The organism is Microbacterium barkeri (genome assembly GCF_027921765.1).
In the GTDB taxonomy this organism is placed as follows: domain Bacteria; phylum Actinomycetota; class Actinomycetes; order Actinomycetales; family Microbacteriaceae; genus Microbacterium; species Microbacterium barkeri.
Genome location: NZ_BSEJ01000018.1, coordinates 43,911 through 68,385, shown reverse-complemented (window position 1 = coordinate 68,385; position 24,475 = coordinate 43,911). Strand labels below are relative to the sequence as shown.

Annotated in this window: 24 protein-coding genes; 17 read left to right on the top strand and 7 right to left on the bottom strand. The window is 72.5% G+C overall.

The genetic code is table 11. The features are described from left to right. Positions 1–315: HNH endonuclease (locus tag PKE79_RS15155; RefSeq protein WP_271174542.1), on the top strand; the 315-nt coding region annotated here is incomplete at its 5' end. Between the two features lie 75 nt (positions 316–390). Here the strand turns inward: PKE79_RS15155 and bcp are convergent. Continuing rightward, positions 391–861, bottom strand: coding sequence for a thioredoxin-dependent thiol peroxidase (gene bcp / locus PKE79_RS15150; protein WP_271174541.1), 471 nt, complete (start codon positions 859–861; stop codon positions 391–393). 114 nt (positions 862–975) lie between these two features. Between bcp and PKE79_RS15145 the strand changes: the two genes are divergently transcribed. The 4 genes from PKE79_RS15145 to PKE79_RS15130 are packed head-to-tail and all read left to right on the top strand — an operon-like array spanning position 976 to position 4,387. Then, positions 976–1,905, top strand: a complete 930-nt coding sequence (locus PKE79_RS15145; protein ID WP_271174540.1) for an ABC transporter ATP-binding protein — start codon at positions 976–978, stop codon at positions 1,903–1,905. Next, positions 1,902–2,663, top strand: a complete 762-nt coding sequence (locus tag PKE79_RS15140; protein ID WP_271174539.1) for an ABC transporter permease — start codon at positions 1,902–1,904, stop codon at positions 2,661–2,663. Before PKE79_RS15145 ends, PKE79_RS15140 begins: the two co-directional genes overlap by 4 nt. A gap of 9 nt (positions 2,664–2,672) precedes the next feature. Further along, positions 2,673–3,773 carry a sensor histidine kinase gene (locus tag PKE79_RS15135; protein WP_271174538.1) on the top strand — a complete coding sequence of 367 codons (1,101 nt, stop codon included), beginning with the start codon at positions 2,673–2,675 and terminating at the stop codon, positions 3,771–3,773. Further along, positions 3,770–4,387 (top strand): response regulator transcription factor, encoded by a 618-nt coding sequence (locus tag PKE79_RS15130; RefSeq protein ID WP_271174537.1) that lies wholly within the window; start codon positions 3,770–3,772, stop codon positions 4,385–4,387. The genes PKE79_RS15135 and PKE79_RS15130 overlap by 4 nt, the downstream gene beginning before the upstream one ends. 10 nt (positions 4,388–4,397) lie before the next feature. Here PKE79_RS15130 and PKE79_RS15125 read toward each other — a convergent pair whose 3' ends face one another. Further along, positions 4,398–5,855, bottom strand: coding sequence for a phytoene desaturase family protein (locus tag PKE79_RS15125; RefSeq protein ID WP_271174536.1), 1,458 nt, complete (start codon positions 5,853–5,855; stop codon positions 4,398–4,400). A gap of 43 nt (positions 5,856–5,898) precedes the next feature. Further along, on the bottom strand, positions 5,899–7,128 hold the full coding sequence (locus PKE79_RS15120) for an acyl-CoA dehydrogenase family protein (protein ID WP_271174535.1): 1,230 nt from the start codon (positions 7,126–7,128) through the stop codon (positions 5,899–5,901). 70 nt (positions 7,129–7,198) lie between these two features. On the opposite strand from PKE79_RS15120, the gene PKE79_RS15115 reads away from it, so the two are divergent. The 3 genes from PKE79_RS15115 to sucD all read left to right on the top strand — a co-directional run bounded on the left by PKE79_RS15115 (position 7,199) and on the right by sucD (position 9,636). Beyond that, the gene (locus PKE79_RS15115) at positions 7,199–7,351 is read left to right on the top strand and encodes a hypothetical protein (RefSeq protein WP_271174534.1); all 153 of its coding nucleotides are present in this window, start codon (positions 7,199–7,201) and stop codon (positions 7,349–7,351) included. A 194-nt stretch (positions 7,352–7,545) separates the two neighbouring features. Further along, positions 7,546–8,712 carry an ADP-forming succinate--CoA ligase subunit beta gene (sucC, locus tag PKE79_RS15110; protein WP_271174533.1) on the top strand — a complete coding sequence of 389 codons (1,167 nt, stop codon included), beginning with the start codon at positions 7,546–7,548 and terminating at the stop codon, positions 8,710–8,712. Between the two features lie 21 nt (positions 8,713–8,733). Then, positions 8,734–9,636 carry a succinate--CoA ligase subunit alpha gene (gene sucD / locus PKE79_RS15105; protein WP_271174532.1) on the top strand — a complete coding sequence of 301 codons (903 nt, stop codon included), beginning with the start codon at positions 8,734–8,736 and terminating at the stop codon, positions 9,634–9,636. Positions 9,637–9,830: 194 nt separating this feature from the next. On the opposite strand, the gene ligD is transcribed toward sucD, so the two are convergent. From ligD to dhaK, 4 genes are read right to left on the bottom strand one after another with little or no spacing between them, the layout of a single operon-like run. Continuing rightward, entirely contained in the window at positions 9,831–10,883 is a 1,053-nt protein-coding gene (gene ligD / locus PKE79_RS15100; RefSeq protein WP_271174531.1) for a non-homologous end-joining DNA ligase, read from the bottom strand. A gap of 7 nt (positions 10,884–10,890) precedes the next feature. Further along, positions 10,891–11,595 (bottom strand): dihydroxyacetone kinase phosphoryl donor subunit DhaM, encoded by a 705-nt coding sequence (gene dhaM / locus PKE79_RS15095; protein ID WP_271174530.1) that lies wholly within the window; start codon positions 11,593–11,595, stop codon positions 10,891–10,893. Further along, on the bottom strand, positions 11,592–12,224 hold the full coding sequence (dhaL, locus tag PKE79_RS15090) for a dihydroxyacetone kinase subunit DhaL (RefSeq protein ID WP_271174529.1): 633 nt from the start codon (positions 12,222–12,224) through the stop codon (positions 11,592–11,594). Before dhaL ends, dhaM begins: the two co-directional genes overlap by 4 nt. A 4-nt stretch (positions 12,225–12,228) precedes the next feature. Continuing rightward, positions 12,229–13,215 carry a dihydroxyacetone kinase subunit DhaK gene (gene dhaK, locus PKE79_RS15085; protein ID WP_271174528.1) on the bottom strand — a complete coding sequence of 329 codons (987 nt, stop codon included), beginning with the start codon at positions 13,213–13,215 and terminating at the stop codon, positions 12,229–12,231. Positions 13,216–13,385: 170 nt separating this feature from the next. On the opposite strand from dhaK, the gene PKE79_RS15080 reads away from it, so the two are divergent. The 9 genes from PKE79_RS15080 to PKE79_RS15040 all read left to right on the top strand — a co-directional run bounded on the left by PKE79_RS15080 (position 13,386) and on the right by PKE79_RS15040 (position 24,304). Next, positions 13,386–13,838, top strand: coding sequence for a nitroreductase family deazaflavin-dependent oxidoreductase (locus tag PKE79_RS15080; RefSeq protein ID WP_271174527.1), 453 nt, complete (start codon positions 13,386–13,388; stop codon positions 13,836–13,838). Positions 13,839–13,896: 58 nt separating this feature from the next. Continuing rightward, entirely contained in the window at positions 13,897–15,201 is a 1,305-nt protein-coding gene (locus tag PKE79_RS15075; RefSeq protein WP_271174526.1) for a cell division protein PerM, read from the top strand. 9 nt (positions 15,202–15,210) lie between these two features. Next, positions 15,211–15,801, top strand: a complete 591-nt coding sequence (gene purN, locus PKE79_RS15070; RefSeq protein ID WP_271174525.1) for a phosphoribosylglycinamide formyltransferase — start codon at positions 15,211–15,213, stop codon at positions 15,799–15,801. A 31-nt stretch (positions 15,802–15,832) separates the two neighbouring features. After that, positions 15,833–17,440, top strand: coding sequence for a bifunctional phosphoribosylaminoimidazolecarboxamide formyltransferase/IMP cyclohydrolase (gene purH, locus PKE79_RS15065; protein ID WP_271174524.1), 1,608 nt, complete (start codon positions 15,833–15,835; stop codon positions 17,438–17,440). Between the two features lie 130 nt (positions 17,441–17,570). Continuing rightward, the gene (locus PKE79_RS15060; protein WP_271174523.1) at positions 17,571–19,046 is read left to right on the top strand and encodes an AlkA N-terminal domain-containing protein; all 1,476 of its coding nucleotides are present in this window, start codon (positions 17,571–17,573) and stop codon (positions 19,044–19,046) included. Further along, positions 19,043–19,585, top strand: coding sequence for a methylated-DNA--[protein]-cysteine S-methyltransferase (locus tag PKE79_RS15055; RefSeq protein WP_271174522.1), 543 nt, complete (start codon positions 19,043–19,045; stop codon positions 19,583–19,585). Before PKE79_RS15060 ends, PKE79_RS15055 begins: the two co-directional genes overlap by 4 nt. Positions 19,586–19,618: 33 nt before the next feature. Beyond that, positions 19,619–20,488 (top strand): sulfurtransferase, encoded by an 870-nt coding sequence (locus tag PKE79_RS15050; protein WP_271174521.1) that lies wholly within the window; start codon positions 19,619–19,621, stop codon positions 20,486–20,488. 94 nt (positions 20,489–20,582) lie between these two features. Next, positions 20,583–22,493, top strand: coding sequence for an ABC transporter ATP-binding protein (locus PKE79_RS15045; RefSeq protein WP_271174520.1), 1,911 nt, complete (start codon positions 20,583–20,585; stop codon positions 22,491–22,493). After that, the gene (locus tag PKE79_RS15040; protein ID WP_271174519.1) at positions 22,490–24,304 is read left to right on the top strand and encodes an ABC transporter ATP-binding protein; all 1,815 of its coding nucleotides are present in this window, start codon (positions 22,490–22,492) and stop codon (positions 24,302–24,304) included. Before PKE79_RS15045 ends, PKE79_RS15040 begins: the two co-directional genes overlap by 4 nt. Positions 24,305–24,475 lie beyond the last annotated feature (171 nt).

Genomic DNA, 24,475 nt, shown 5'->3' with positions numbered 1-24,475 from the left:
CGCAAAGCGATCGTCGCCCGCGACGGAGGCTGCATCATCCCCGGCTGCACCATCCCCGCCGCCTGGTGCGAGATCCACCACGTCGAAGACCACGCCCACGGCGGCCCCACCGAAACCGACAACGGCGTCCTGCTCTGCTGGTGGCACCACCACCACCTCGACACCTCCGGCTGGACCATCCACATGCACCACGGCGTGCCCTACATCGTCCCGCCCCGCTGGATCGACCGCGACTGCACACCCCGCCCCGCACAAGGATCCGCCACCCGCATACGCACCCGCATCCGCCGCACCCTCACCCGCATCCGCACCTGACCCACCACCGAATGGCACAGCGCCGCGGCCGCCGACGAGAGTGTCGGGGACCGCGGGCGCGAGCGGTGAGGCGGGTCAGTCGATGCCGAGGTCGCGGCGCAGCCGCGCGACGTGCCCGGTCGCCTTGACGTTGTAGAGGGCCTTCTCGATGACGCCCTCTTCGTCGAGCACGAACGTCGAGCGGATGACTCCCTCGATGATCCGGCCGTAGCTGTTCTTCTCGCCCCACGTGCCGTACGCATCGTGCACAGCGTGGTCGGGGTCGCTCAGCAGGTCGAAGGTCAGGCCGTCGCGCTCACGGAAGCGGCGCAGCTTCTCGGGCTCGTCGCGCGAGACGCCGACCACCGTGTACCCGGCGCTCTGCAGCGAGCCGAGGCTGTCGCGGAAGTCGCACGCCTGCTTGGCGCATCCGACCGTGAGCGCCTCCGGGTAGAAGTAGAGGACGACCTTCCGCCCGCGGAGGTCGGAGAGCGAGACGCTCTTCTCATCCTGGTCGAGCAGAGTGAAGGCAGGAGCGGCGGTACCGGGTTCGAGGCGCGAAGTCATAGGCTTCCCAGCCTAAGCGGCGGTGCCGAGGGACCGCCGAGCGTGACAGACGTCATGTCGATGACGTGACAGCGCCCTCCTGCGGACGCGTGCCCCACGCGCGAGGCTCGGGATATGACACAGACATCCTCTGCGCCTCCTGCGGTTCGACTCGCCGGCGTCACGCGCCACTTCGGCTCGGGGGAGCGGCGTGTGCGGGCGGTCGACGCCGTCGACCTCCGCGTCGAGCGGGGAGAGGTGGTCGCGCTCCTCGGGCCGAACGGCGCGGGGAAGACCACCACCATCGACATGCTGCTCGGGCTGAGCGAGCCCGATGCGGGCACCGTCGCCGTGCTGGGGGACGGTCCGCGCCGCGCGGTGGCGGCCGGCCGGCTGGCCGCGGTTCTGCAGAGCGGCGGACTGCTGGCCGATCTCACGGTGCGCGAGACCGTCTCGGTCGTCGCAGGACTTCACGGCGTGCAGCGACGGGTTCCCGAGGTCCTCGAGCGGGCTGACCTCGTGGGCATCGGGCGTCGGCGCGTGGGGAAGTGCTCGGGCGGCGAGCAGCAGCGGGTCAAGTTCGCCCTCGCTCTGCTCCCCGACCCGGACGTGCTCATCCTCGACGAGCCCACGGCAGGCATGGACGTCACCGCCCGCCGACGCTTCTGGCAGGCCATGCGCGCCGACGCCGACGCCGGCCGCACGATCGTCTTCGCGACGCACTATCTCGAAGAGGCCGAGCAGTTCGCGCGACGGACCGTCGTCATGAACCGCGGCCGGGTCGTCGCCGACGCCCGGACGGAGAGTCTGCGTGCATCGCTCGGCGGGCGCACCGTCTCGGCGTCGCTCCCGCCGTCCGCAGAGCTCGCCGGCGGACTGGTGCGCGAGCTCGAGGCAGACGACCGCGTCGCGGAGCTCGTCGTCGACGCGGGCCGGATCACCGTGCGGACAGCCGCGTCCGACGAACTCGCCGCACGCCTCCTCTCGATCGGCGCGCACGATCTCGAGATCGCCGCCCCGACCCTCGAATCCGCCTTCACCTCGCTCACGGAGGAGCCCGCATGACCGCCCTCGTCTCGCCGCCGCTCTATCGCACGGAGGCGATGCGCCAGCTGCGCAACCCGTACACGCTCGCATTCACGCTCGCGATGCCCGTCGCCATGTACCTCCTCTTCGGCGCGAGCATGGAGTACGGCGGGCAGAGCGTCGGAAACGCGAACGTCTCGTTCTACGTCATGGTGTCGATGGGCGCGTTCGGGACGGCCACCGCGATGAGCTCTCTGTGCTCTCTCGCCGCCTCGGAAGTCGGTCAGGGATGGGGCCGTCAGCTCGCGATGACCCCACTCACGACCGCGGGGTACGCCGTCACGAAGCTGACGGCCGCGGTCACCTTCGCGGCGCTCTCCGTCGCGGCCGTCTACCTCGCCGGCATCGCGACCGGCGCCGAGGCCGCGGATGGATGGCGCTGGCTCGCCGCTGCGGGGCTGACCCTCGCGCTCGGACTCGTCTACGGCCTGTTCGGGCTCGGCGTCGGCCTCTCCTTCAACTCCGACTCCGCCGCCGCGCTCGCATCCATCTCGATCACGTTCTTCGGGTTCTTCGGCAACGTGTTCGTCCCGCTCGAGGGCGTCATGCTCGACATCGCGACGTTCACGCCCATGTACGGGTACGTCGCCCTCGTCCGCTGGCCCGCCACGGACGGAGCGCTCGTGTCCGGCGGCTCGGATCCGCTGTGGGCTGTGCTGCTGAACGTCGCCGCCTGGGCAGCCGTGTTCGCTGCGCTCGTACGGTTCGGCGTCCTGCGCTCGCGACGCCGTCGCTAGGCTCGACGGATGAGCACCGTCGCGCCCGCTGCAGCCGGCCCGCGCCGGCTCCAGGGCCCCTGGGAGCGGTGGGGATGGCTGATGGCCGTCGTATGGATGGTCTTCCTCATCTATCCGGTGATGAGCCTCGTGAACTCGACCGCGCCGATCGGATGGCGCGTGCTCGGCTGGGCGACGACGGTCGGGTTCGCCGTGCTCTACGTCGTGGGCTTCGTGCGCGGCATGCGCGGCGAATGGCACCGCCCGGCTCCGAGCATCGTCGTGATCTTCTGGTGCCTCATCGCGTGCGCGGCGGCGACGGTGCCGGCGATCGAGACGCAGGCGCTCAGCTTCCTGCCGTTCGTCATGGCCTATGCGTCGTACGGCCTCGGGCGATGGTGGCACTGGGCCGTGAACGCCGTGTCGATCGCGCTGGCCATCGGCGCGATTCTCCTCACGGGGCGCCTGTCCGGCCACGCGCAGCTGCTCGCCATCATGCTGATGCTCGCCGTCGTGAACTCCGTCAACACCTGGCTCATCAGGCGATCGATCGCGGCGGAGGAGCTGCGGGTGCAGCTGGCCACCACCGAGGAGCGTGCTTCGGTGGCCCGAGACGTGCACGACCTGGTCGGTCATTCGCTCACGGTCGTGAAGCTCAAGGCCGAGCTCGCGAGCAGGCTCGTCGACCGGGATCCGGAGCGCGCCCGCGCCGAGCTCGACGCGATCGTCCGGCTCGCGACCGAGGCGATCGCCGGCGTGCGCAGCACGGTCACGGGGCTGCAGGGGGTCGGCTTCGCGGACCAGCTCGTCTCGAGCAGGGCGGCGCTCGAAACCGCGGGTCTCGACGTCGAGACGGTCGGAGCCGCCGACGCGCTCTCGCCTGCGCAGTCCCTTCCCGCCGCCTGGATCCTGCGGGAGGCGACCACGAACATCCTGCGCCATGCCGGCGCGCGGCGTGCGCGCATCGAGGTCGCGCCCGGCACGCTCGTGATCGAGGACGACGGGAGCGGAACGAGCGCTCCGCCGGGCAACGGGATGCGCGGGATGGCGGAGCGCGCGACGGCGGCCGGTGCGACCCTGAGCGTGGAGGCGCGCGGTGCGGGCGGCACGAAGGTGAGTGTGACGTGGTGAGCCCCGCCCCCATCCGACTCCTCCTGGTCGACGATCAGGCGCTCGTGCGCGGCGCGATGGGCGCCCTGCTCGAGCTCGAGGACGACCTCGTCGTGGCCGGAGAGGCAGGCGATGGGACGACTGCGGCTGCGGAGGCCCTCAGGCTCTCGCCCGACGTCTGCCTCATGGACATCCAGATGCCGGGCGCGGACGGCATCGCCGCCACACGCGCGATCCGAACATCGAGCCCCGGCACCCGCGTGCTCATCGTGACCACCTTCGCGCGCCCCGGCTACCTCCGCGCTGCCCTGGAGGCGGGCGCGAGCGGGTTCGTGGTCAAGGACGCCCCGGCCGCGCAGCTGGCGGACGCCGTGCGCCGCGTGCACGCGGGCATGCGCGTCGTCGATCCCGAACTTGCGGTCGCGTCGCTCGCCGAGGGCGCGAACCCCCTGACCGAGCGCGAGCAGCAGGTGCTGAGGCTGTCCGCGGACGGGCGGGCGGTCACGCAGATCGCGGCGGAGGTGTTCCTGTCCGCCGGGACCGTGCGCAACCATCTCTCGTCCGCCATCGGGAAGACCGGCGCGTCCAACCGCGCACAGGCGGCCCGGATCGCCCGGGAGAAGGGGTGGATCTGAGCGGCCCGTCCTAGAACAGGTCCTCGAGCTCGACGCGCTCACCCGTCGCATCGGCGATCGCGAGACGCGCGGCGAACCAGCCGGCCATCCCGTGCACGCCCGGGCCGGGCGGGGTCGACGCCGACGCGAGGTAGACGCCCTTCATCGGGGTGCGCCACGGCGAGGTGGAGAGGACGGGGCGGCCGATCAGCTGCCGGAAGGTCACGGCGCCGCCGGCGAAGTCGCCGCCCACGGCCGACGGGTTGTACACGGCGAACTCGGTGGCGGTCGTGGCGTGCGACGCGAGGATGCGGTCGCGGAAGCCGGGTGCGAAGCGCTCGATCTGCCGCGTCACCGTCTCGGTCGCGTCGACGCTCGACCCCGGCGGCACGTGGATGTACGTCCACAGCACGCTCTTGCCCTTCGGAGCGCGCGTGGGGTCCAGGATGGACGGCTGGGCGGCGAGCACGAACGGCCGCTCGGGCACGCGCCCGCGGGCGACGGCGTTCTCGCCCGCCTCGATCTCGGCGCGGGTTCCGCCGATGTGCACGGTGGGGGAGAGGTGCACATCGGGGTGCGCCCACGGCACGGGCCCGTCGAGCGCGAAGTCGACCTTCGAGGCCCCCGGCCCGTACCGGAATCGGCGGATGGCCGCGGCCCAGGAGCCGTGCGCGTCGGGATGCGTGAGCGCGAGACGCGGCGAGGTGTCGAGGACGAGGACGTCGCCGCGCGCCGGGTCGCCCCAGTCGAGCGCGGACAGATCGTCGACCCGGTGACCCGTCTCGATCCGGCCGCCGTGCGCGCGCAGGTCCTCCGCGAGGGCGTCGGGGATGGCCTGGGCGCCGCCGACGGGGAATCCCCAGCCCCCGGCATGCGCCTGGGAGGCGAGCAGCAGCCCTGCGGCCGACGCGGCGACCGAGGGCAGAGCGGTGTTCGCGTGCGCGATCACGCCCGTGAGGAGCGCGTGCGCCTCCTCGCTGCGGAACGAGTGCCGGCCGAGCGGTGAGCCGAGCTCGAGCGCCCTGAGTCCGAAGCGCACGAAGGTGACCGGATGGCGCGGCACGCGCAGCATCTGATTGCCGGTCACGTCGGCGACCGCGTCGATGTGGCGCGCGAGCGGGCGGAGCATCGCGTTCCACGCCCGGCGGTCGACCCCGAGCCCGTCGGCGGTCCGCGCGATGTCGCGCCAGGCGATCGCGGCGCGGCCGCCGTCGAGCGGATGCGCGTACGACGCGTCGGGAACGAGCCATCCGACCTTCTCGCGCATGCCGAACGCGTCGAAGAAAAGCGAGGTGAACGCGGCCGGATGCACGGCAGAGCACACGTCGTGACGGAACCCCGGGAGCGTGAGCTCGGCCGTGCGGGTTCCGCCGCCGATCCCGGAGTGCGCCTCGATCACGGTGACGTCGAAGCCGGCCCGCGCGAGCGCCACCGCGGCGGAGAGCCCGTTCGGTCCGCTGCCCACCACCGTCGCGCGCCGAGTCGTCATAGGCCCATCCTGCCAGGGGCCCGCGACGGCCGGGCCGCCGAGGTCAGACGAACGCGCTCATCCCGGTGAGGTCGCGGCCGAGCAGCAGCGCCTGGACGCTCTCGGTGCCCTCGTAGGTGTGGATCGCCTCGATGTCCGCGAGATGCTGCATGACGACGTTCTCGAGGAGGATGCCGTTCCCGCCGAGCATGTCGCGCGCGGTCCGGGCGACATCGCGCGCCGTCCGCGTGCAGTGGTACTTCGCGAGCGACGCCTGCGTCGCGCGCATGCCGCCGGCCGCCTCGAGGTCGGCGAGGCGGCGCAGGAACAGCTGCATCGACGTGAGCTGGGCGAGCATCTGCGTCAGGCGCTCCTGCACCATCTGGAAGCGCGCGAGCGGGCGGCCGAACTGCTCGCGCTGCGTCGCGTACGAGAGGGCGGCCTCGAAGCAGGCCGTCGCGTGCCCGAGCGCCGACCAGGCGACCCCCGAGCGGGTCGCGAAGAGCACCGTCGTCGCGTCCTTGAACGAGTGCGCGCCCGGGAGCACGGCGTCGGCCGGCACTCGCACGTCGTCGAGGCGGATGTGGGCCTGATGGATGGCGCGCAGCGCGACCTTGCCCGCGATGACGTCGGCCGCATAGCCCGGCGCGTCCTGCTCCACGAGGAAGCACCGGACGGCGCCATGGTCGGGGTCGCCTTCGTCATCCACGCGCGCCCAGACGAATGTGATGCCGCCCGATGCGCCGTTGCCGATCCACTTCTTGGCGCCGCGCAGCACCCACCCGTCGCCGTCTCGACGCGCGACGGTCTCGAGCGACGTCGAATCCGATCCGTGATCGGGCTCCGTCAGCGCGAAGGAGCCGAGCACCTCGCCCGTCTGCAGCAGCCCGAGCCAGCGCTCCTGCTGCGCCTCGCTGCCGAACAGCGCGAGCGTGCGGAGGGCGAGCCCGCCCTGGACGGCGAGGATCGTTCCGAGCGAGCCGTCGTGCCGAGACATCTCCATGTTGACCAGCCCCGCGGCCAGCGGCGACAGGCGGGGGATGGCCGGATGATCGATGCCGTCCGCGTAGAGGCCGGCGGCTCCCAGCTCAGGCAGGACCTCGAGCGGATACTCCGCGCGCTCCCACGCCTCGCGCATGCGGGGAGCGAGGCGCTCCCCGATCTCGCGCGCGCGGGACCAGACCTCGCGGTCTTCGCCCGAGACATCCGAGAACACCGCGTAGTAGTCGATGTCCAGAACCTTCGCGACGTCGTACGTCGACACCTTCTCGCCGGGGAGGAGCTCCGTTGCCATGGCGACAGGCTAGGCAGGGGCCCCGCCCGGGATCATCTAAGCTGGAGGAAGTCTTCAAAAAGGAGCAGAGATGTTCATCGTCGCTTTGGTTCTCTTCCTCGGCGGGCTGGCGCTGTTCGGCGTCGCCTTCATGGTGCCGGCGTTCCAGGCCCTGGTGTTCGCGGCGGGCATCCTGCTCGTGTGCCTCGCCATGGCCCTGCCCATGCACACCAAGGCGAGGTAGCACCGCCCTCCCTCCGCGTGCAGGCGGCTCCGGATGATCCGGGGCCGCCTTCTTCATGCCCGCTCGCGCCGCTCACCGGGAGGCCCGCAGGGCGCGGTCACCGCGCGGTAGTAGGCTTGAGCATCGGTCGAGATCTCTCGACGTCGAGACGTTTCCACGCGTCTTGTCCCGTGGCCCCATCGAAGGAATGCAACGTGGATCTGTACGAGTACCAGGCTCGAGACCTTTTTGAGAAGTACGAGGTGCCGGTGCTCGCCGGCATCGTCGCGGACACCCCCGAGGAGGTGAAGGCGGCAGCCGAGAAGATCGGCGGCGTCGTGGTGGTCAAGGCCCAGGTCAAGACCGGCGGGCGCGGGAAGGCCGGCGGCGTCAAGGTCGCGAAGACCCCCGACGAGGCATACGAGGCCGCGAAGGCCATCCTCGGCCTCGACATCAAGGGCCACATCGTCAAGCGCGTGATGGTCGCGCAGGGCGCCGACATCGCGCGCGAGTTCTACTTCTCGGTCCTCCTCGACCGCGCCAACCGCTCCTACCTGTCGCTCGCGAGCGTCGAGGGCGGCATGGAGATCGAGCAGCTCGCCGTCGAGAAGCCCGAGGCGCTCGCGCGCGTCGAGGTGAACCCGCTGCGCGGTATCGACAAGGAGAAGGCCGTCGAGATCGCCCGCGCGGGCGGCTGGGACGAGGAGCTCGTCGAGAAGGTCGCCGACGTGTTCGTCAAGCTCTACGAGGTCTACAAGACCGAGGGTGCGACGCTCGTCGAGGTGAACCCGCTCGTGCTCACCGGCGCCGGCGACATCGTCGCCCTCGACGGCAAGGTCTCGCTCGACGACAACGCGAGCGAGGTGCGCCACCCCGAGCACGAGGAGCTCGAGGACAAGGAGGCGGCCGACCCGCTCGAGGCGAAGGCCAAGGCCAACGGCCTCAACTACGTCAAGCTCGACGGCCAGGTCGGCATCATCGGCAACGGCGCGGGCCTCGTCATGTCGACGCTCGACGTCGTCGCGTACGCGGGCGAGAAGCACGGCGGCGTGAAGCCCGCCAACTTCCTCGACATCGGCGGCGGCGCGAACGCGCAGGTCATGGCCAACGGCCTCGACGTCATCCTCGGCGACGAGCAGGTCAAGAGCGTCTTCGTCAACGTCTTCGGCGGCATCACGTCGTGCGTCGCCGTGGCGGAGGGCATCGTGAAGGCCCTCGAGATCCTCGGGGACCACGCCACCAAGCCGCTCGTGGTGCGCCTCGACGGCAACCAGGTCGAAGAGGGCCGCGCGATCCTGCAGGGGGCCAACCACCCGCTGGTCACGCTCGCGGCCGGCATGGACGAGGGCGCCGACAAGGCCGCCGAGCTGGCGAACGCCTGAGCCGGGAAAGGGACTAGAGACATGTCGATCTACCTCAACAAGGACTCCAAGGTCATCGTCCAGGGCATCACGGGCGGCGAGGGCACCAAGCACACCGCCCTCATGCTCAAGGCCGGCACGAACATCGTCGGCGGCGTGAACGCCCGCAAGGCAGGCACCACCGTCACGCACGAGAAGCCCGGCGAGGGCGAGGTCGAGCTCCCCGTCTTCGGATCGGTCGCCGAGGCGATCGAGAAGACCGGCGCCGACGTGTCGATCGCGTTCGTGCCGCCCGCGTTCACGAAGGACGCCATGGTCGAGGCCATCGACGCCGAGATCCCCCTCCTCGTCGTGATCACCGAGGGCGTGCCCGTCGGCGACACCGCGGAGGCGTGGGCGTACGCGATCGAGAAGGGCAACAAGACCCGCATCATCGGCCCGAACTGCCCCGGCATCATCACGCCGGGCGAGTCGCTCGTCGGCATCACGCCCGCGAACATCACGGGCAAGGGCCCGATCGGCCTCGTCTCGAAGTCGGGCACGCTGACCTACCAGATGATGTTCGAGCTGCGCGACCTCGGCTTCTCGACGGCCATCGGCATCGGCGGCGACCCCGTCATCGGCACGACGCACATCGACGCCCTCGAGGCGTTCGAGGCCGACCCCGAGACGAAGGCGATCGTCATGATCGGCGAGATCGGCGGCGACGCCGAGGAGCGCGCGGCCGAGTTCATCAAGGCGAACGTCACGAAGCCGGTCGTCGGCTACGTCGCGGGCTTCACCGCCCCCGAGGGCAAGACGATGGGCCACGCGGGCGCGATCGTGTCCGGCTCGGCCGGCACCGCGCAGGCGAAGAAGGAGGCCCTCGAGGCCGCCGGCGTCAAGGTCGGGAAGACCCCGAGCGAGACGGCCGCCCTCATGCGCGAGATCATCGAGTCCCTCTAAGACTCAGCGAGCGCAGCGAGCCGCCTCCGGTCGTTGAGCGAGCGCAGCGAGTCGAAACGCAGCGAGTCGAAACGCAGCGAGCCGCCCCCGGTCGTTGAGCGAGCGCAGCGAGTCGAAACGCAGCGAGTCGAAACGCAGCGAGTCGAAACGCAGCGAGCCGCCCCCGGGATCATCCCGGGGGCGGCTCGCTGCATTCAGTCGTCGACGCGGTTGCCCTGCGCGTCCCAGTGCTCGGCGACCTTCTTCGAGGGCTGCACGCGCGGCGGCTCGCCGGGCATCTTCGGGAAGTCGGGCGGGAACGGCAGCTCGCCGAGGCCGTCGGCGAGGTCGCGCTCCCACCACTCGAGGAGCGTGTCGATGCGGGCGGGCGCATCGCCGAACGCGGCCCACGGGTCGCCGACCTCCTCGAGGCGCCGGGGCACGGTGCGCACGGTGAGCGCGAGCGGATCGACGTCGTCGAGCTCGTCCCAGGAGAGCGGCGTCGACACGGTCGCCTGCGGGAGCGCCCGCGGGCTGTAGGCGCCCGCCATCGTGCGGTCGCGGTTGGCCTGGTTGAAGTCGATGAAGACGCGCTCCCCGCGCTCCTCCTTCCACCAGCTCATCGTCACGCGCGACGGATGGCGCCGCTCGAGCTCGCGCCCCGCGGCGATCACCGCGTGGCGCACCTCGAGGAACTCCCACCGCGGCTCGATGGGGCAGAAGAGGTGGATGCCGCGGCTGCCGCTCGTCTTGATCCACGACGTGAGGCCGGCTTCGTCGAGCACCTCGCGCATCGCGTGCGCCGCGAAGACGACGTCGGCGAAGTCGGTGCCCGGCTGCGGGTCGAGGTCGATTCGCAGCTCGACGGGACGGTCGGCGTCGCTTGCAAGAGACGCCCACGGGTGGAACACGACGGTGTTCATCTGCGCGGCCCACACGGCCGACGCCGGCTCGGTGAGGACGAGCTGCGGATGGCGCCTGCCGCTGTTGTACGTCACGGGCACCGACTCGACGTAGGCGGGTGCGCCCTTGGGCGGGTTCTTCGAGAAGAAGCTCTCGCCGTCGACGGCCCCGGGGAAGCGCTCGAGCGACACGGGCCGATGGCCGCTGTGCGCGAGGAACGGGCCCGACACCGCGATGAGGTACTCCGCGAGGTCGCGCTTGGTCACCCCGGCCTCGGGCCACACGACGCGCCCCGGGCTCGACAGGCTCACCTCGCGGTCGCCATCCGGTCCGGGGATCGTGAGCGTGACGCGCTCGGAGGCCACGGCGCGCCTACTCGCCGAAGCCCGACGCGACGAGGTCGCGGATGGCCGAGATCGCGCGCTCCGCGTCGGGCCCGTCGGCGGTCACATCGATCGTGTCGCCCTTGCGGGCGCCGAGCGCCATGAGTCCGACGAGGCTGCGCCCGTCGACGGCGGGCTTCGTGGCGGTGCCGATCCGGACGACCGCGTCGAGCCCGCGCAGGGCGCCCGCGAGCGCGGCCGCCGGCCGTGCATGGAGCCCGATCTCGTTCGTCAGCAGGAACGACTCCGAGCGCCCCGTGGGCTTCTCCTCAACGGGGACGGACTCGCCCTCCACGCCGAGATGCCGCAGCTTGGCGTCGAGGGCGCGGCGCGCCTCGCGCTCGACCTCGACGAGGTCGCCGCCCGCGCCGGCTCGCGCCACCGCGGCCACGAGGCCCTCCACGAACGGAGCCGCAGCGAGGCGCACCGGCCCCTCGGCGGCGTCCGCGAGATCGAAGGCGAGCTCGGCGCTGAGGATGGCCGATCCGAGGTCCGTGAAGACGAGGGTGCCGTCGGGCGAGGCGACCGACTCGATCGCCCGCGCGATGAGCGCGGCATCCGTGCCCATCCCGCCCTCCGCCGTTCCGGCCGCGACGGCGATCCGAGGCGCCACTGGGCCGGCCATCTCGCTCGCGAGCGCGACAGCCGCCTCCGCGAGGGCGACGCTGTGCGAGACCACGACGAAGCCGATCATGCCGAGACCTCCTCGGCCGCCGCGGCGAGCGCCTCGAACAGGAGGGCGGTCGAGACCGAACCGGGGTCGAGGTGCCCCGCGCTGCGTTCGCCGAGATAGCTCGCGCGTCCCTTGCGTGCGACGAGCGGCTCGGTCGCGTCGCTTCCCGCGCGCGCAGCCCGAGCGGCAGAGCGTGCGGCGGAGACGAGGTCGGATGCGCCCGCCTCGAACGCGTCGACCGCCGGGGTCATCGCGTCGATCATCGTCTTGTCGCCCGGCTCCGCCTTGCCGCGTGACACGACGCCCTCGAGGCCCGCGCGCAGCGCGGCGGCGAGCGCGGGGCCATCCAGCTCGGCGCCGTCGCCGCCGCTCGCGCCGAAGCGCAGGAAGAAGGTGCCGTACAGCGGGCCGCTCGCACCGCCCACGGTCGAGACGAGCGCCATCCCCACCGCCTTCCCGAACTCGCCGACGGTCGTGGGCGTCGCCGACTCGAGCTTCGCGACGGCCGCCGCGGTGCCGCGCGCCATGTTCGCACCGTGGTCGGCGTCGCCGATCGCGGAGTCGAGCGCCGTCAGCCGCTCCTGCTCGTCGGAGACGCGATCGCGGAAGAGCGCGACCCAGCGTCCGAGCGCTGCGATGTCGAACGCCATCCGATCACCGCCCCCAGCGCAGGCCGGGCGTCTCGACGGGCGCGTCCCACAGACGCAGCATCTCGTCGTCGGCGCGCAGGAGCGTGAGCGAGCACCCCGCCATGTCGAGCGACGTGATGTAGTCGCCCACGAGGGTGCGTGCGACGCGCACGCCGGCCTTCTCGAGCAGCTTCGCGACCTCGCCGTACATGAGGTAGAGCTCGAGAAGCGGGGAGCCGCCCATGCCGTTCAGCATCGCGATCACCGGCCCGCCCGCCGCGTCGAAGTCGTGGAGGATCGGGTCGACGAGCATCTCGGCGATCTCCGGTGCGGGCGCGACCTTCACGCGGCGTCGCCCGGGCTCGCCGTGGATGCCGATGCCGATCTCCATCTCGTCGTCGGGCAGGTCGAACGTGGGCTTGCCCGCCGCGGGCACCGTGCAGCTCGTGAGCGCCATGCCCATCGAGCGTCCCTGCGCCGACACCGCCTCCGCGATCCGCACGACCTCGTCGAGGGGCGCGCCCTCCTCGGCGGCAGCGCCCACGATCTTCTCGAGGAGCACCGTGAGGCCCACCCCGCGGCGCCCGGCCGTGTAGAGCGAGTCCTCCACCGCGACGTCGTCGTGCACGAGGACGGACGCGACCTCCGCCTCCGCGAGCTCGGCCGCCATCTCGAAGTTCATGACGTCGCCCGTGTAGTTCTTCACGATGTGCAGCACGCCCGCGCCGCGATCGACCGCGCTCGTGGCCGCCAGCACCTGGTCGGGGGTGGGGGAGGTGAACACCTCGCCCGCGCACGCCGCGTCGAGCATCCCGTAGCCGACGTAGCCGCCGTGCAGCGGCTCATGTCCCGATCCGCCGCCCGACACGAGCGCCACCTTGCCGGCGTCCTTGGGTGTCGCGCGGAGGACGACCCGGTTCTCGTGGTCCACGCGGAGCTGCGGCAGGGCCGCCTCCATGCCGACCAGGGCATCTGTGACGACCGCCGCGGTGTCGCCGATCAGCTTCTTCATCGCCTGCTCCTCCGAGCCCATCCGGACATCCCTGCTCCCTCGCGTCGATGCCAGCGCCAGCCGTGTACGCCTCACTATCGGCAGGACGATCGCGGGGTGTCAAGGGGAGGGGACGGATGTGCATGCGGATGGCCGGAGCCGATGGCCCGACGGGATCGTAGGCTCGGAGCATGCCGCTTCAGGGAGAGTACGCACCGAGCACATCCGAATGGGCACGTCAGCAGGCCGAGGCCTACGAGGCGTCGAACGGCGCCGAGGCCTCCGTCCTGCCGGGCACGTCCTGGCCGATCGTCGTCGTGACGAACGTCGGCGCCCGCAGCGAGAAGCTGCACAAGACGGCCCTCATGCGCGTCGAGCACGAGGGCGTCTACGCGCTCGTCGCCTCGAAGGGCGGGGCGCCGAAGCCGCCCGCGTGGTACTTCAACATCGCCGCGCACCCGCACGTCGAGCTGCAGGACGGCGCCGTGAAGCGCGACTACCTCGCGCGCGAGCTCGACGTCGACAGCGACGAGTACGCCCAGTGGTGGGAGCGCGCCGTCGCGGCGTACCCGCCGTACGCCGAGTACCAGGAGCGCACGGAGCGCCGGATCGCGGTCTTCGTCCTCGAGCCGATCGCGGCGTAGGGCGGCCCCGGCGCGGGTCCGGGGATCTCCCGGGGCCCGCGGGTAGGGTCGTGACGCCATGCATCGGATCCTCATCGCCCTGCTCGCCGCGTTCGACGCGCTCGTGGCGGCGCTGGTCGGCCTCGCCGTCGTCCTCGCGCCGCTGACGCTCCTGTGGACGTTCACGTTCGGCCTGACGGCCGACTGGGCGGGCCTGTGGCCGACGACGGCGCGGATCTGGCAGCTCGGCAACCTCGTCCCGCTGTCGCTCGCGTTCGACGAGGACGCCGTCGTGGCGCTCGGCCTGCCCGACGAGGCGGCCACCTTCACGCTCACCCTCGCTCCGCTCGCGTTCGCGGTCTTCGCGGCGTTCTTCGCGGCCCGCTCCGGCCGGCGCGCGGTCCGCTCGGGCGCCGGAGCGGTGGGCGTCCTCGCGGGCATCGCGATGACCGCGATCATCGCGGCGGTCGTCCTCGCGACCTCGGGGAGCGAGCTCGCACGCGTCGAGGCCTGGCAGGCTGTGCTCCTGCCGACCGCCGTCTACGCGGTCGGGGCGGTCGCCGGCGCGTGGGCCGAGGGTTGGAGCGAGGGCGACGGCGGCCTCGCGGACCTCGTGCACGAGCGGGTCGACGGGTGGTCGTCGAAGTGGCGCGAGGTCCCCACGCTCGCGGTGCGCGGCGGCGCCGTCGCCCTCGCTGCCGTCGTCGGCGCGGCCGCGCTCGCGGTCGTCGTCGCCGTGCTCGTCCGCGCGGACGCCGTCGTCGCCCTCTTCGAGCAGGCGCAGGTCGACGCGCTCGGCGCGACCGCCCTCGCGCTCGCGCAGGTCGCGTACCTGCCGACGCTCATCGGCTGGGGCGTGTCCTGGATCGCGGGGCCGGGCTTCGCGGTCGGCGCGGCGACCACGGTCTCCCCGGCCGGCACGCAGCTCGGCGTCGTGCCCGGCATCCCGATGCTCGGCCTCCTCCCGGAGCAGGGCTCGGGATGGCTGCTGCTCGTCGCGCTCCTGCCCGTCGCGGCGGGCGCGCTGGCCGGGTGGCACGTGCGCTCGGCGCTCGCGGCGGAGTGGGAGATCGAACGCCCCGAGGACGACGACCATCCCTCGCCGCACGAGCCCGTGTCGCCTCGGGTCGTGCTCGCGATCGCCATCGCCGCCATCGCGGGAGCCGGGGCGGCCGGCATCGCGGCACTCTCGTCGGGATCCATCGGCCCGGGGCGGCTCGCGACCGTCGGCCCCGATCCCGGTCCCGTCGCCCTCGCGGTGGGCCTCGAGGTGCTCGTCGGTGCGGCCATCCTGCTCCTCTCGCCCCGCCCGCACGGGCATGCCGCCGCGACAGCGGACGGGGCGGCCGCGCTCGCCGACGGGGACGAACTCGCGCGCCGGTAGACTGGCCGCGTGCTCTCGGTCGCCGTCCTCATCTCTGGCACCGGTTCGAACCTCCGCGCCCTCCTCGAAGCCGCGAGCGAACCCGGATTCCCCGCTCGGATCGTCGCCGTCGGCGCCGACCGCGACGCGGCGGGCCTCGCCCACGCCGAGGAGTTCGGCATCCCGACCTTCACGGTCCCGTATCGCGACCATCCGTCGCGCGAGGCCTGGGGCGCCGCGCTGGCCGAGGAGCTGCGCCGCATCGGCGCGGATCTCATCGTGCTGAGCGGCCTCATGCGTCTGCTGCCCTCCGCGCTCGTCGACGAGTTCGCCCCGCGCATGATCAACACGCACCCCGCTTTCCTCCCCGAGTTCCCGGGCGCGCACGGCGTGCGCGACGCGCTCGCCGCGGGCGTCGAGGAGACCGGGGCGAGCGTCATCATCGTCGACAACGGCGTGGACAGCGGGCCGATCCTCGCGCAGGAGCGCGTACCCGTGCTCCCGGGCGACGACGAGGCCGCGCTGCACGAGCGCATCAAGCCCGTCGAGCGCCGCCTGCTCATCGACGTCGTCCGCGGGATCGCCGCGGGCGAGATCGATCTCGAGAACCCCTCGCGCTGACCCGAACCCCGAACCCCGACAAGGAGTCCTCATGGCCGGCCCCCGCCACGACCACTCGCTCTACCGCGACCGCGATGTCGTCCCGATCCGGCGCGCGCTCGTGTCGGTCAGCGACAAGACCGACCTCCTGAAGCTCGCCGAGGCGCTCGCGGCCGCGGGCGTCGAGATCGTCTCGACGGGCTCGACCGCGTCGACCATCCGCGACGCGGGCTTCGACGTGACCGACGTCGCGAGCGTGACCGGCTTCCCCGAGTCGCTCGATGGACGCGTGAAGACGCTGCACCCGGGCGTGCACGCGGGCCTCCTCGCCGACCTCCGCCTCGAGCACCACGAGCAGCAGCTCGGCGATCTCGGCATCTCGCCGTTCGAGCTCGTCGTGGTGAACCTCTACCCGTTCGTGGAGACCGTCCGCTCGGGCGCCGCGGGCGACGACGTCGTCGAGCAGATCGACATCGGAGGGCCCGCGATGGTCCGCGCGTCGGCGAAGAACTTCGCGAACGTCGCGATCGTCGTCTCGCCGGAGTCGTACCCGGCGATCATCGACGCGGTCGCCGCGGGCGGCACGACGCTCGGCCAGCGCCGGGAGCTCGCGGCGCGCGCCTTCGCGCACACCGCCGGCTACGACGCCGCCGTGGCGGCATGGTTCGCCGAGGGCACGCTCGGCGAGGGCGCCGACCTGCCGGAGCACCTCACGATCAAGGCCGAGAAGCTCGGCGACCTGCGCTACGGCGAGAACTCCCACCAGCGCGCCGCCATCTACTCGCGCGTGGACGGCCACGGGATCGCGCAGGCGACGCAGCTCCAGGGCAAGGAGATGTCGTACAACAACTACGTCGACGCCGATGCCGCCCTCCGCGCCGCGTACGACTACGTGAACCCCGCGGTCGCAATCATCAAGCACGCGAACCCGTGCGGCATCGCGCTGTCGGCGCCGAACGCGCTCGACCCGATCGCGAGCGCCCACCTGCGCGCGCACGAGTGCGACCCGCTCTCGGCGTTCGGCGGCGTCATCGCCGCGAACCGACCGGTCACGCTCAAGATGGCCGAGAACCTCCGCGACATCTTCACGGAGGTCATCGTCGCGCCCGACTTCGAGCCCGCCGCGCTCGAGGTGTTCAAGACGAAGAAGAACCTGCGCCTCCTCAAGCTGCCCGCCGACTGGCGGCAGGAGACGATGGACGTGCGCCTCGTCTCGGGCGGCCTGCTCCTGCAGGACTCCGACCGGTTCCCCGACGACATCCAGTCCGTCGCGCAGAGCTGGCAGCTCGTGTCGGGCGAGCGCCCGTCCGACGAGGAGATGAGCGACTTCATCTTCGCGTGGAAGACGTGCCGCGCCGTGAAGTCGAACGCGATCGTGCTCGCCAAGGACGCCGCGACTGTCGGCGTGGGCATGGGCCAGGTCAACCGGGTGGACTCGTGCAAGCTCGCCGTCGAGCGCGCGGGCGGGCGCGCGGCGGGATCGATCGCCGCGTCGGACGCGTTCTTCCCGTTCTCGGACGGACCCGAGGTGCTCATCAACGCGGGTGTGCGCGCGATCATCCAGCCCGGAGGCTCGGTGCGCGACGACGAGACGATCGAGCTCGCCCGCGCCAACGGCGTGACGATGTTCTTCACCGGCGAGCGTCACTTCTTCCACTGACACGCGGCTTCCGGCCCTAGCGAGCCGACCTCGGCACCATCCCGAGGTCGGCTCGCGCCGTTCTCGCCGTCCCCACCGCCGTGTCCGAAAACCGCCAGCCCGCGCCCTCGGAGCGTGACAGGCTGGAGCCATGACGACGAGCATGACCTTCGACGAGCGGTACCGCGCGATCTCGTCGCGCGACACCCGCTTCGACGGCCAGTTCGTCACCGCCGTCCGCTCGACCGGGATCTACTGCCGGCCGAGCTGCCCCGCGCGGACGCCGAAGCCGGCGAACGTCACCTTCTTCGCGACGAGCGCCGCCGCGCACGAGGCCGGCTACCGCGCGTGCAAGCGCTGCCTCCCGGAGGCGGCGCCCGGATCGCCGGACTGGAATCTGCGGGGCGACGTCGTCGCCCGAGCGATGCGCCTCATCGCCGACGGGGTCGTCGAGCGCGAGGGCGTCACGGGCCTCGCGGGGCGGCTCGGGTACTCGTCGCGCCACCTGTCGCGGCTGCTCGCCGACGAGCTGGGCGCCGGCCCGCTCGCGCTCGCACGCGCCCAGCGCGCCCACACCGCGCGGCTGCTGCTCGTCGGCACCGATCTGCCGGCCGCCGACGTCGCCTTCTCCGCGGGGTTCGCGAGCGTGCGCCAGTTCAACGAGACCGTGCGCGAGGTGTTCGGGCTGACGCCGACCGAGCTGCGCGCGACGCGGCGCGGTCGCACGGCCTCGGCCGGCATCTCGCTCGCCCTGCCGGTCCGCGAGCCCTTCGACCACGCCGGGCTGTTCGCCTGGATGTCCGTGCGCGCGCTCCCCGGCGTCGAGGCCGGCGACGGGGCGTCGTTCGCGCGCACCGTGCGCCTGCCCGCCGGGGCCGGATGGTTCCGGCTGCGCCTCGACGGTCGTCTGCGGCTCGACGCGCAGCTGCAGAGCCTCGCGGACCTCGCGACGCTCGTCGCGCGCGTGCGGCGTCTGTTCGACCTCGACGCGGACCCGCTCGCGATCGACGCGGCGCTCGGCGCGCACCCCGAGCTCACGGGGCTCGTGGCGGCGACCCCGGGCATCCGCCTGCCCGGCGCCGCCGACCCGCACGAGATGCTCATCCGCGCGATGATCGGCCAGCAGATCTCCGTGTCGGCCGCGCGCACCCATCTCACGCGTCTCGTCGAGGCGCTCGGCGAGGACGTCGAGATCGCGGGGGAGCGGCGGCGTCTCTTCCCGCGGATGGCGACGATCGCGGAGCGCGGAGCCGACGTGCTCCGCGGCCCCGCGGCCCGCATCCGCGCGATCACCGAGGCGGCTGCCGCGCTCGCGTCGGGCGGCCTCGCCCTCAGCGCGGGCGATGACGCCCACGCCCAGCGGGAGCGCCTCCTCGCGCTGCGGGGCGTGGGGGAGTGGACGGCCGACTACGTGCGGATGCGCGTGCTCGGCGACTCCGACATCATCCTGCCCGGCGACGTCGCGCTCCGCGCGGGTGCGGCCGCCGCGGGACTGCCCGCCGCACCGCGCGAGCTCGTCGCGTGGGCGGCGCGCGTCGCGCCCTGGCGCTCCTACCTCTCGATGCACCTGTGGCGCGCGGCCCTCGCCGCGCAGCCCGCCCGATCCCGCAAGGAGACCCCGTCATGACCGCTCGCCTCCAGACCGTCGCGACGCCCGACGGCCCGTTCACCCTGATCGCCGACGCCGACGGCGCCGTGCTCGCCTCGGGCTGGACGCCGGACGCCTCGCTCGTGCTCGCGCGCATCCACCCGCGCCTGCGTCCCGCCGAGCTGCGCGAGGAGCCCACCGCGGCAGGCGACGCCGTCGCCGCGTACTACGAGGGCGACCTCGCGGCCATCCGCGCGGTGGCCGTGCGGCAGCAGGGCACCGTGCTCCAGCAGGCGGGCTGGGCGGCGCTGCGCGACATCGCGCCCGGGGAGCCGCTCACGTACACGGGCTTCGCCGCGGCGCTCGGCTCGCCGCGCGCCGTGCGGGCCGCCGCGTCGATCTGCGCGCGCAACGCCCCCGCGCTGTTCGTCCCGTGTCACCGGGTGCTCCGCGGCGACGGCTCCCTGGGCGGCTTCGCGTGGGGTGTTGACGTCAAGCGGTCACTCCTCGCGCGCGAGCGCGCGGGCGCGGCTGCGGGCGCACCCGCAGCCGATGTCGAAGCGTTACCCGTGCCGTGACGGGCGTCGGGGGCGCCGCGTAGCGTGGCGGTCATGGGCTCCGAGATCCTCATCACCCCCGACGAGCTGGCCGAGCTGACCGCGCGCGACGAGCGCGTCCGCATCCTCGATGTGCGCTGGCGCCTCGACCGGCCGGACGGTCGCCCCGAGTACCTCGAGGGGCACATCCCCGGCGCCGTCTACGTCGATCTCGAGAGCGAGCTGTCGGGGCACGGGGCGGCGTCGGACGGACGCCACCCTCTGCCCGACACCCCCGCGCTCGAGCGGGCCGCCCGACGCTGGGGGCTGGACGACGGCGACACGGTCGTCGTGTACGACGATCTCAAGTCGCTGTCCGCAGCGCGTGCGTGGTGGCTGCTGACCGACGCGGGCGTGCAGGACGTGCGGATCCTCGACGGCGCCCTGCGCGGGTGGGTCGCGTCGAGTCACGCGCTCGAGCGCGGCGACGTCGTGCCCGCTCCCGGCTCGATCACGCTCACGGCGGGGCGGCTGCCGCAGCTCTCGATCGATGCGGCCGCCGTGCTCGCGCGCGACGGCGTGCTCATCGACGTGCGCGCGCCCGAGCGCTACCGGGGCGAGGTCGAGCCGGTCGACCCGCGGGCCGGGCACGTGCCGGGCGCACGGAACCTGTTCGCGGGCGACGCGGTCGACGAGAGCGGGCGCCTCCTGCCTCCCGACGCGCTGCGCGCGCGGTTCGAGGCCGTCGGCGCGCGGCCCGATCAGCCCGTCGGCGTGTACTGCGGCTCGGGGGTCACGGCCTCGCACGCGTTCGTCGCGCTCACGGTCGCGGGCTTCGCACCGCGCCTCTTCGCGGGGTCCTGGAGCGCATGGAGCAACACTGCGCGCCCCGTCGCGATCGGTTCCGATCGATTTGGCGGGGAAGACGCGAAATCCCTTTCCTGAACGCCGAGGTGTGGATAGGCTGAAAGGCTGACCCCCGCTCGGGTGGTCGGAAAGCCATCTCCCGGCCCGCTCTCCCGCGGGCCCCTCGAGGATCATGTCTCGCCCCACCACATCTCCCCAGAATCCGTCGACCCTCCGCTCCCTCCTCCGTCTCCTCCCGTTCGCGAAGCCGGTTCTCCCGCGCCTCGTGCTCGGCGGGCTCAGCGCGCTCACCGCGGCGGTGCTGGCCCTGCTCATCCCGATCGTGCTCGAGTGGGTCGTCGGCGGCCCGATCGCCTCCGGCGTCGTCTCCGCGATCGCCTGGGGCGCCGCCGCCGTGCTCGCGCTCGGCCTCGCCGAGGCCGCGATGGTGTGGCTGCGCCGGTGGTTCATCCTCGGCCCGGCCACGAGCGTCGAGTACGACATCCGCACGCGCTTCTACAACCGCCTCCAGCGTCTCCCCGTCGAGTTCCACGACCGCTGGCAGGGCGGCCAGCTCCTGAGCCGCATGATGCAGGACATCGGCCTCATCCGACGCTGGATGGCGTTCGGCCTCGTCATGCTCGTCGTGAACGTCCTCACCATCCTCATCGGCGCCGTGCTGCTGTTCCAGTGGCACTGGGCGCTCGCGGTCGTGTTCATCGCGTCGGGTGTGCCGGTGTGGTACCAGGGGTTCCGGTTCGAGCAGACCTACGGCGTGCTCAGCCGGCAGAGCCAGGACCAGCAGGGCGACCTCGCCACGAGCGTCGAGGAGAGCGTGCACGGCATCCGCGTGCTCAAGGCCTTCGGCCGCGGGCCGCACGCCCTGCGCCGCTTCACGCGCCAGGCGGAGAACCTCCGCGAGACCGAGATGCGCAAGGCCGGGGCGATCGCGCGCATCGACTTCTGGCTCGTCGCGGCGCCCGAGCTCGCCTTCGCGATCTCGCTCGTGCTCGGCATCTGGCTGGCCTCGACGGATCAGATCTCGGTCTCGCAGCTGTTCGCGTACTTCGCGATGGCGACCGTGCTGCGCTGGCCGCTCGAGTCGATCGGCTTCCTCTTCTCGTTCCTCCTCGACGCGCGCACCGCGGCGGATCGCGTGTTCGAGGTGTTCGACGCGGTCGACACGATCGCCGATCCCGATGCGCCGACGACTCTCGCCGACCCCCAGGGCGCCCTCGTGTTCGAGGACGCGCACTTCCGCTACCAGGACGCGGGGGCCGACGAGCCCGACCTGCTGAACGGCATCGACCTCGCGCTGCGGCCGGGCGAGACCATGGCGCTCGTCGGGCTCACCGGCTCGGGGAAGACGACGCTCACAACGCTGCCGACGCGGCTCTACGACGTCACCGGCGGCCGGGTCACGCTCGACGGCGTCGATGTGCGCGACCTCTCGCTCGTCGAGCTGCGCACGCACATCGCGACCGCGTTCGAAGACGCGACGCTCTTCTCGGCATCGGTGCGCGAGAACGTCCTCCTCGGGCGCGACGACCTCGACATCCACTCGCCCGAGGCCGACCGCGTCCTCCAGGAGGCGCTCGACGTCGCGCAGGCGGAGTTCGTGGCGCACCTGCCAGAGGGGGCAGAGACGATGATCGGCGAGGAGGGCATGAGCCTGTCGGGCGGCCAGCGGCAGCGCCTCGCCCTTGCGCGCGCCGTCGCCGCGCGCCCGACCGTCATCGTCATGGACGACCCGCTGTCGGCGCTCGACGTCGACACGGAGGAGCGCGTCCAGGTGGGCCTGCGCCGTGTGCTCCAGGGCACGACGGCGCTCATCGTCGCGCACCGTCCGTCGACGGTCGCGCTCGCCGACCGCGTCGCCCTGCTCGAGGGCGGGCGCATCACGGCGGTCGGCGCCCACACCGAGCTCATGGCGACGTCCGCGCACTACCGCAGCGTCATCTCGAGCTTCGAGAAGGAGGACTCGGAGGACAGCGCGCGGCGCATGGATCCCGAGCACGGATTCGACGTCGTCACCGGCGCCATCCCGATCGTCGGGGGCGCCGCGGGCGAGCACGACCAGAACGACGAGGGGGCGCTCCGATGAGCAGCACGGTCCACGGCACAGCGGGAGAGGACCGCTCCGAGTTCACGCGCGAGGAGAACCGCGCGATCCGTCGGCGCTCGTGGCGGCTCCTCCTGTCGCTGCTCGCGCCGCTGAAGTGGCAGGTCGTGCTCGTCGCGTCCGTCGTCGTCGCGCAGACGGGAGTGCGCGTGCTCGGCCCGGCGCTCATCGGCCTCGGCATCGACAGCGCGCTGCCCGCCGTGCTGGACCGCGCCGACTGGGGCCCGGCGTGGTTCGTCGGCACGGCCTACATCGTCACGGCGCTCGGCGGGGCGGCGCTGCTCGCCTGGTACGACATGCTCGCCGCCCGGGTGACCCAGAACGTGCTGCTCGACCTGCGCACGCGGGTCTTCCGGCACACCCAGCGCCTGAGCCTCGAGTTCCACGAGACCTACACGTCGGGCCGCATCATCTCCCGGCAGACGAGCGACCTCGACACGATCCGCGAGCTGCTGAACGGCGGGCTCAACCAGCTCGTGCACGGCGTCCTCTACGGGGCGTTCACGTTCATCGCCCTCGCGCTCGTCGACTGGCGGTCGTCGCTCGTGCTCGTCGCGGCGTTCGTCCCGCTCGCGCTGCTCATGCGCTGGTTCTACGTGAACTCGCAGCGCGCGTACCGCGTCTCGCGGGTCGTCAGCGCGAAGCTCATCGTCAAGTTCGTCGAGACGATGACCGGCATCCGGGCCGGCAAGGCCTTCCGCACCGAGCCGCGCAACGAGGTGGAGTTCGGCGGCCTCGCGAAGGAGTACCGCGAGGTCAACATGCGCTCGATCCGCCTGTTCGGCACGTTCGAGCCCGGGCTCATGGCGATCTCGGCGTGCGCCATCGGCGCGGTCGTCCTGTGGGGCGGGGTGCGCGTGACGACCGGCGAGTTCACGGCGGGCCTGCTGCTGAGCGCGGTGCTCTACGTGCGCAACTTCTTCAGCCCGCTGCAGGAGGTCGCGATGTTCCTGAACTCGTTCCAGGCGGCATCCGCGGCGCTCGAGAAGGTCTCGGGCGTGCTGGAGGAGGAGCTGACGGTGCCCGACCCGGTGCGTCCGGTCCGACTCGAGGAGGCGCGGGGCCACCTCCGCTTCGACCGCGTGACGTTCGGCTACGCGAGCGGGCGGACCATCCTGCCCTCGTTCGACCTCGACATCCCCGCCGGCCAGACCGTCGCCCTCGTCGGGACGACCGGCGCCGGCAAGTCGACCCTCGCGAAGCTGCTGTCGCGCTTCTACGACCCGACCGCGGGCAGCGTGACGCTCGACGGGATCGACCTGCGCGAGCTCGACGGGCGCGACCTTCGCCGCGCGATCGTCATGGTGACGCAGGAGGCGTACCTCTTCAGCGGCACGGTCGCCGACAACATCGCGCTCGGGCGGCCCGACGCGACGCTCGACGAGATCAAGGAGGCGGCGCGGGCCGTGGGCGCCGACGCGTTCATCGAGACGCTCCCCGACGGCTACGACACCGACGTCAACAAGCGCGGCGGGCGCGTGTCGGCCGGGCAGCGCCAGCTCATCTCGTTCGCGCGCGCCTTCCTCGCCGACCCGGCCGTGCTCATCCTCGACGAGGCGACGGCGTCTCTCGACATCCCGTCGGAGCGGATGATCCAGGACGCGCTGCAGACGCTGCTCGCCGACCGGACGGCGATCATCATCGCGCACCGGCTGTCGACCGTCGCGATCGCCGATCGCGTGCTCGTCATGGAGCAGGGCCGCATCGTCGAGGACGACACCCCCGACGCCCTCATCGCCGGCACGGGCCGCTTCGCGCAGCTCCATGCCGCGTGGAAGGGCTCGCTCGTCTGACGCGGGTCTGCGCGAAAGGGAATCGCCCCGGACGGATGTCCGGGGCGATTCTCATGAGGAGGGCGACGGGGTCTCGATGGGGGAGGGGTATTCGAGGCCCCGCCGCCGGCCAGGTGTCGGCGCCGCGGCGGGTGACGCGGTGCTGAGGTTCTCGGGTTCGTCCGCGGCAGG

Bases quoted from the DNA above. Each gene is read 5' to 3' on its own strand.
- bcp (WP_271174541.1), bottom strand. From the start codon at position 861: ATGACTTCGCGCCTCGAACCCGGTACCGCCGCTCCTGCCTTCACTCTG.
- PKE79_RS15145 (WP_271174540.1), top strand. From the start codon at position 976: ATGACACAGACATCCTCTGCGCCTCCTGCGGTTCGACTCGCCGGCGTC.
- PKE79_RS15140 (WP_271174539.1), top strand. From the start codon at position 1,902: ATGACCGCCCTCGTCTCGCCGCCGCTCTATCGCACGGAGGCGATGCGC.
- PKE79_RS15135 (WP_271174538.1), top strand. From the start codon at position 2,673: ATGAGCACCGTCGCGCCCGCTGCAGCCGGCCCGCGCCGGCTCCAGGGC.
- PKE79_RS15125 (WP_271174536.1), bottom strand. From the start codon at position 5,855: ATGACGACTCGGCGCGCGACGGTGGTGGGCAGCGGACCGAACGGGCTC.
- PKE79_RS15120 (WP_271174535.1), bottom strand. From the start codon at position 7,128: ATGGCAACGGAGCTCCTCCCCGGCGAGAAGGTGTCGACGTACGACGTC.
- PKE79_RS15115 (WP_271174534.1), top strand. From the start codon at position 7,199: ATGTTCATCGTCGCTTTGGTTCTCTTCCTCGGCGGGCTGGCGCTGTTC.
- sucD (WP_271174532.1), top strand. From the start codon at position 8,734: ATGTCGATCTACCTCAACAAGGACTCCAAGGTCATCGTCCAGGGCATC.
- dhaM (WP_271174530.1), bottom strand. From the start codon at position 11,595: ATGATCGGCTTCGTCGTGGTCTCGCACAGCGTCGCCCTCGCGGAGGCG.
- dhaL (WP_271174529.1), bottom strand. From the start codon at position 12,224: ATGGCGTTCGACATCGCAGCGCTCGGACGCTGGGTCGCGCTCTTCCGC.
- dhaK (WP_271174528.1), bottom strand. From the start codon at position 13,215: ATGAAGAAGCTGATCGGCGACACCGCGGCGGTCGTCACAGATGCCCTG.
- PKE79_RS15080 (WP_271174527.1), top strand. From the start codon at position 13,386: ATGCCGCTTCAGGGAGAGTACGCACCGAGCACATCCGAATGGGCACGT.
- PKE79_RS15075 (WP_271174526.1), top strand. From the start codon at position 13,897: ATGCATCGGATCCTCATCGCCCTGCTCGCCGCGTTCGACGCGCTCGTG.
- purH (WP_271174524.1), top strand. From the start codon at position 15,833: ATGGCCGGCCCCCGCCACGACCACTCGCTCTACCGCGACCGCGATGTC.
- PKE79_RS15060 (WP_271174523.1), top strand. From the start codon at position 17,571: ATGACGACGAGCATGACCTTCGACGAGCGGTACCGCGCGATCTCGTCG.
- PKE79_RS15055 (WP_271174522.1), top strand. From the start codon at position 19,043: ATGACCGCTCGCCTCCAGACCGTCGCGACGCCCGACGGCCCGTTCACC.
- PKE79_RS15050 (WP_271174521.1), top strand. From the start codon at position 19,619: ATGGGCTCCGAGATCCTCATCACCCCCGACGAGCTGGCCGAGCTGACC.
- PKE79_RS15045 (WP_271174520.1), top strand. From the start codon at position 20,583: ATGTCTCGCCCCACCACATCTCCCCAGAATCCGTCGACCCTCCGCTCC.
- PKE79_RS15040 (WP_271174519.1), top strand. From the start codon at position 22,490: ATGAGCAGCACGGTCCACGGCACAGCGGGAGAGGACCGCTCCGAGTTC.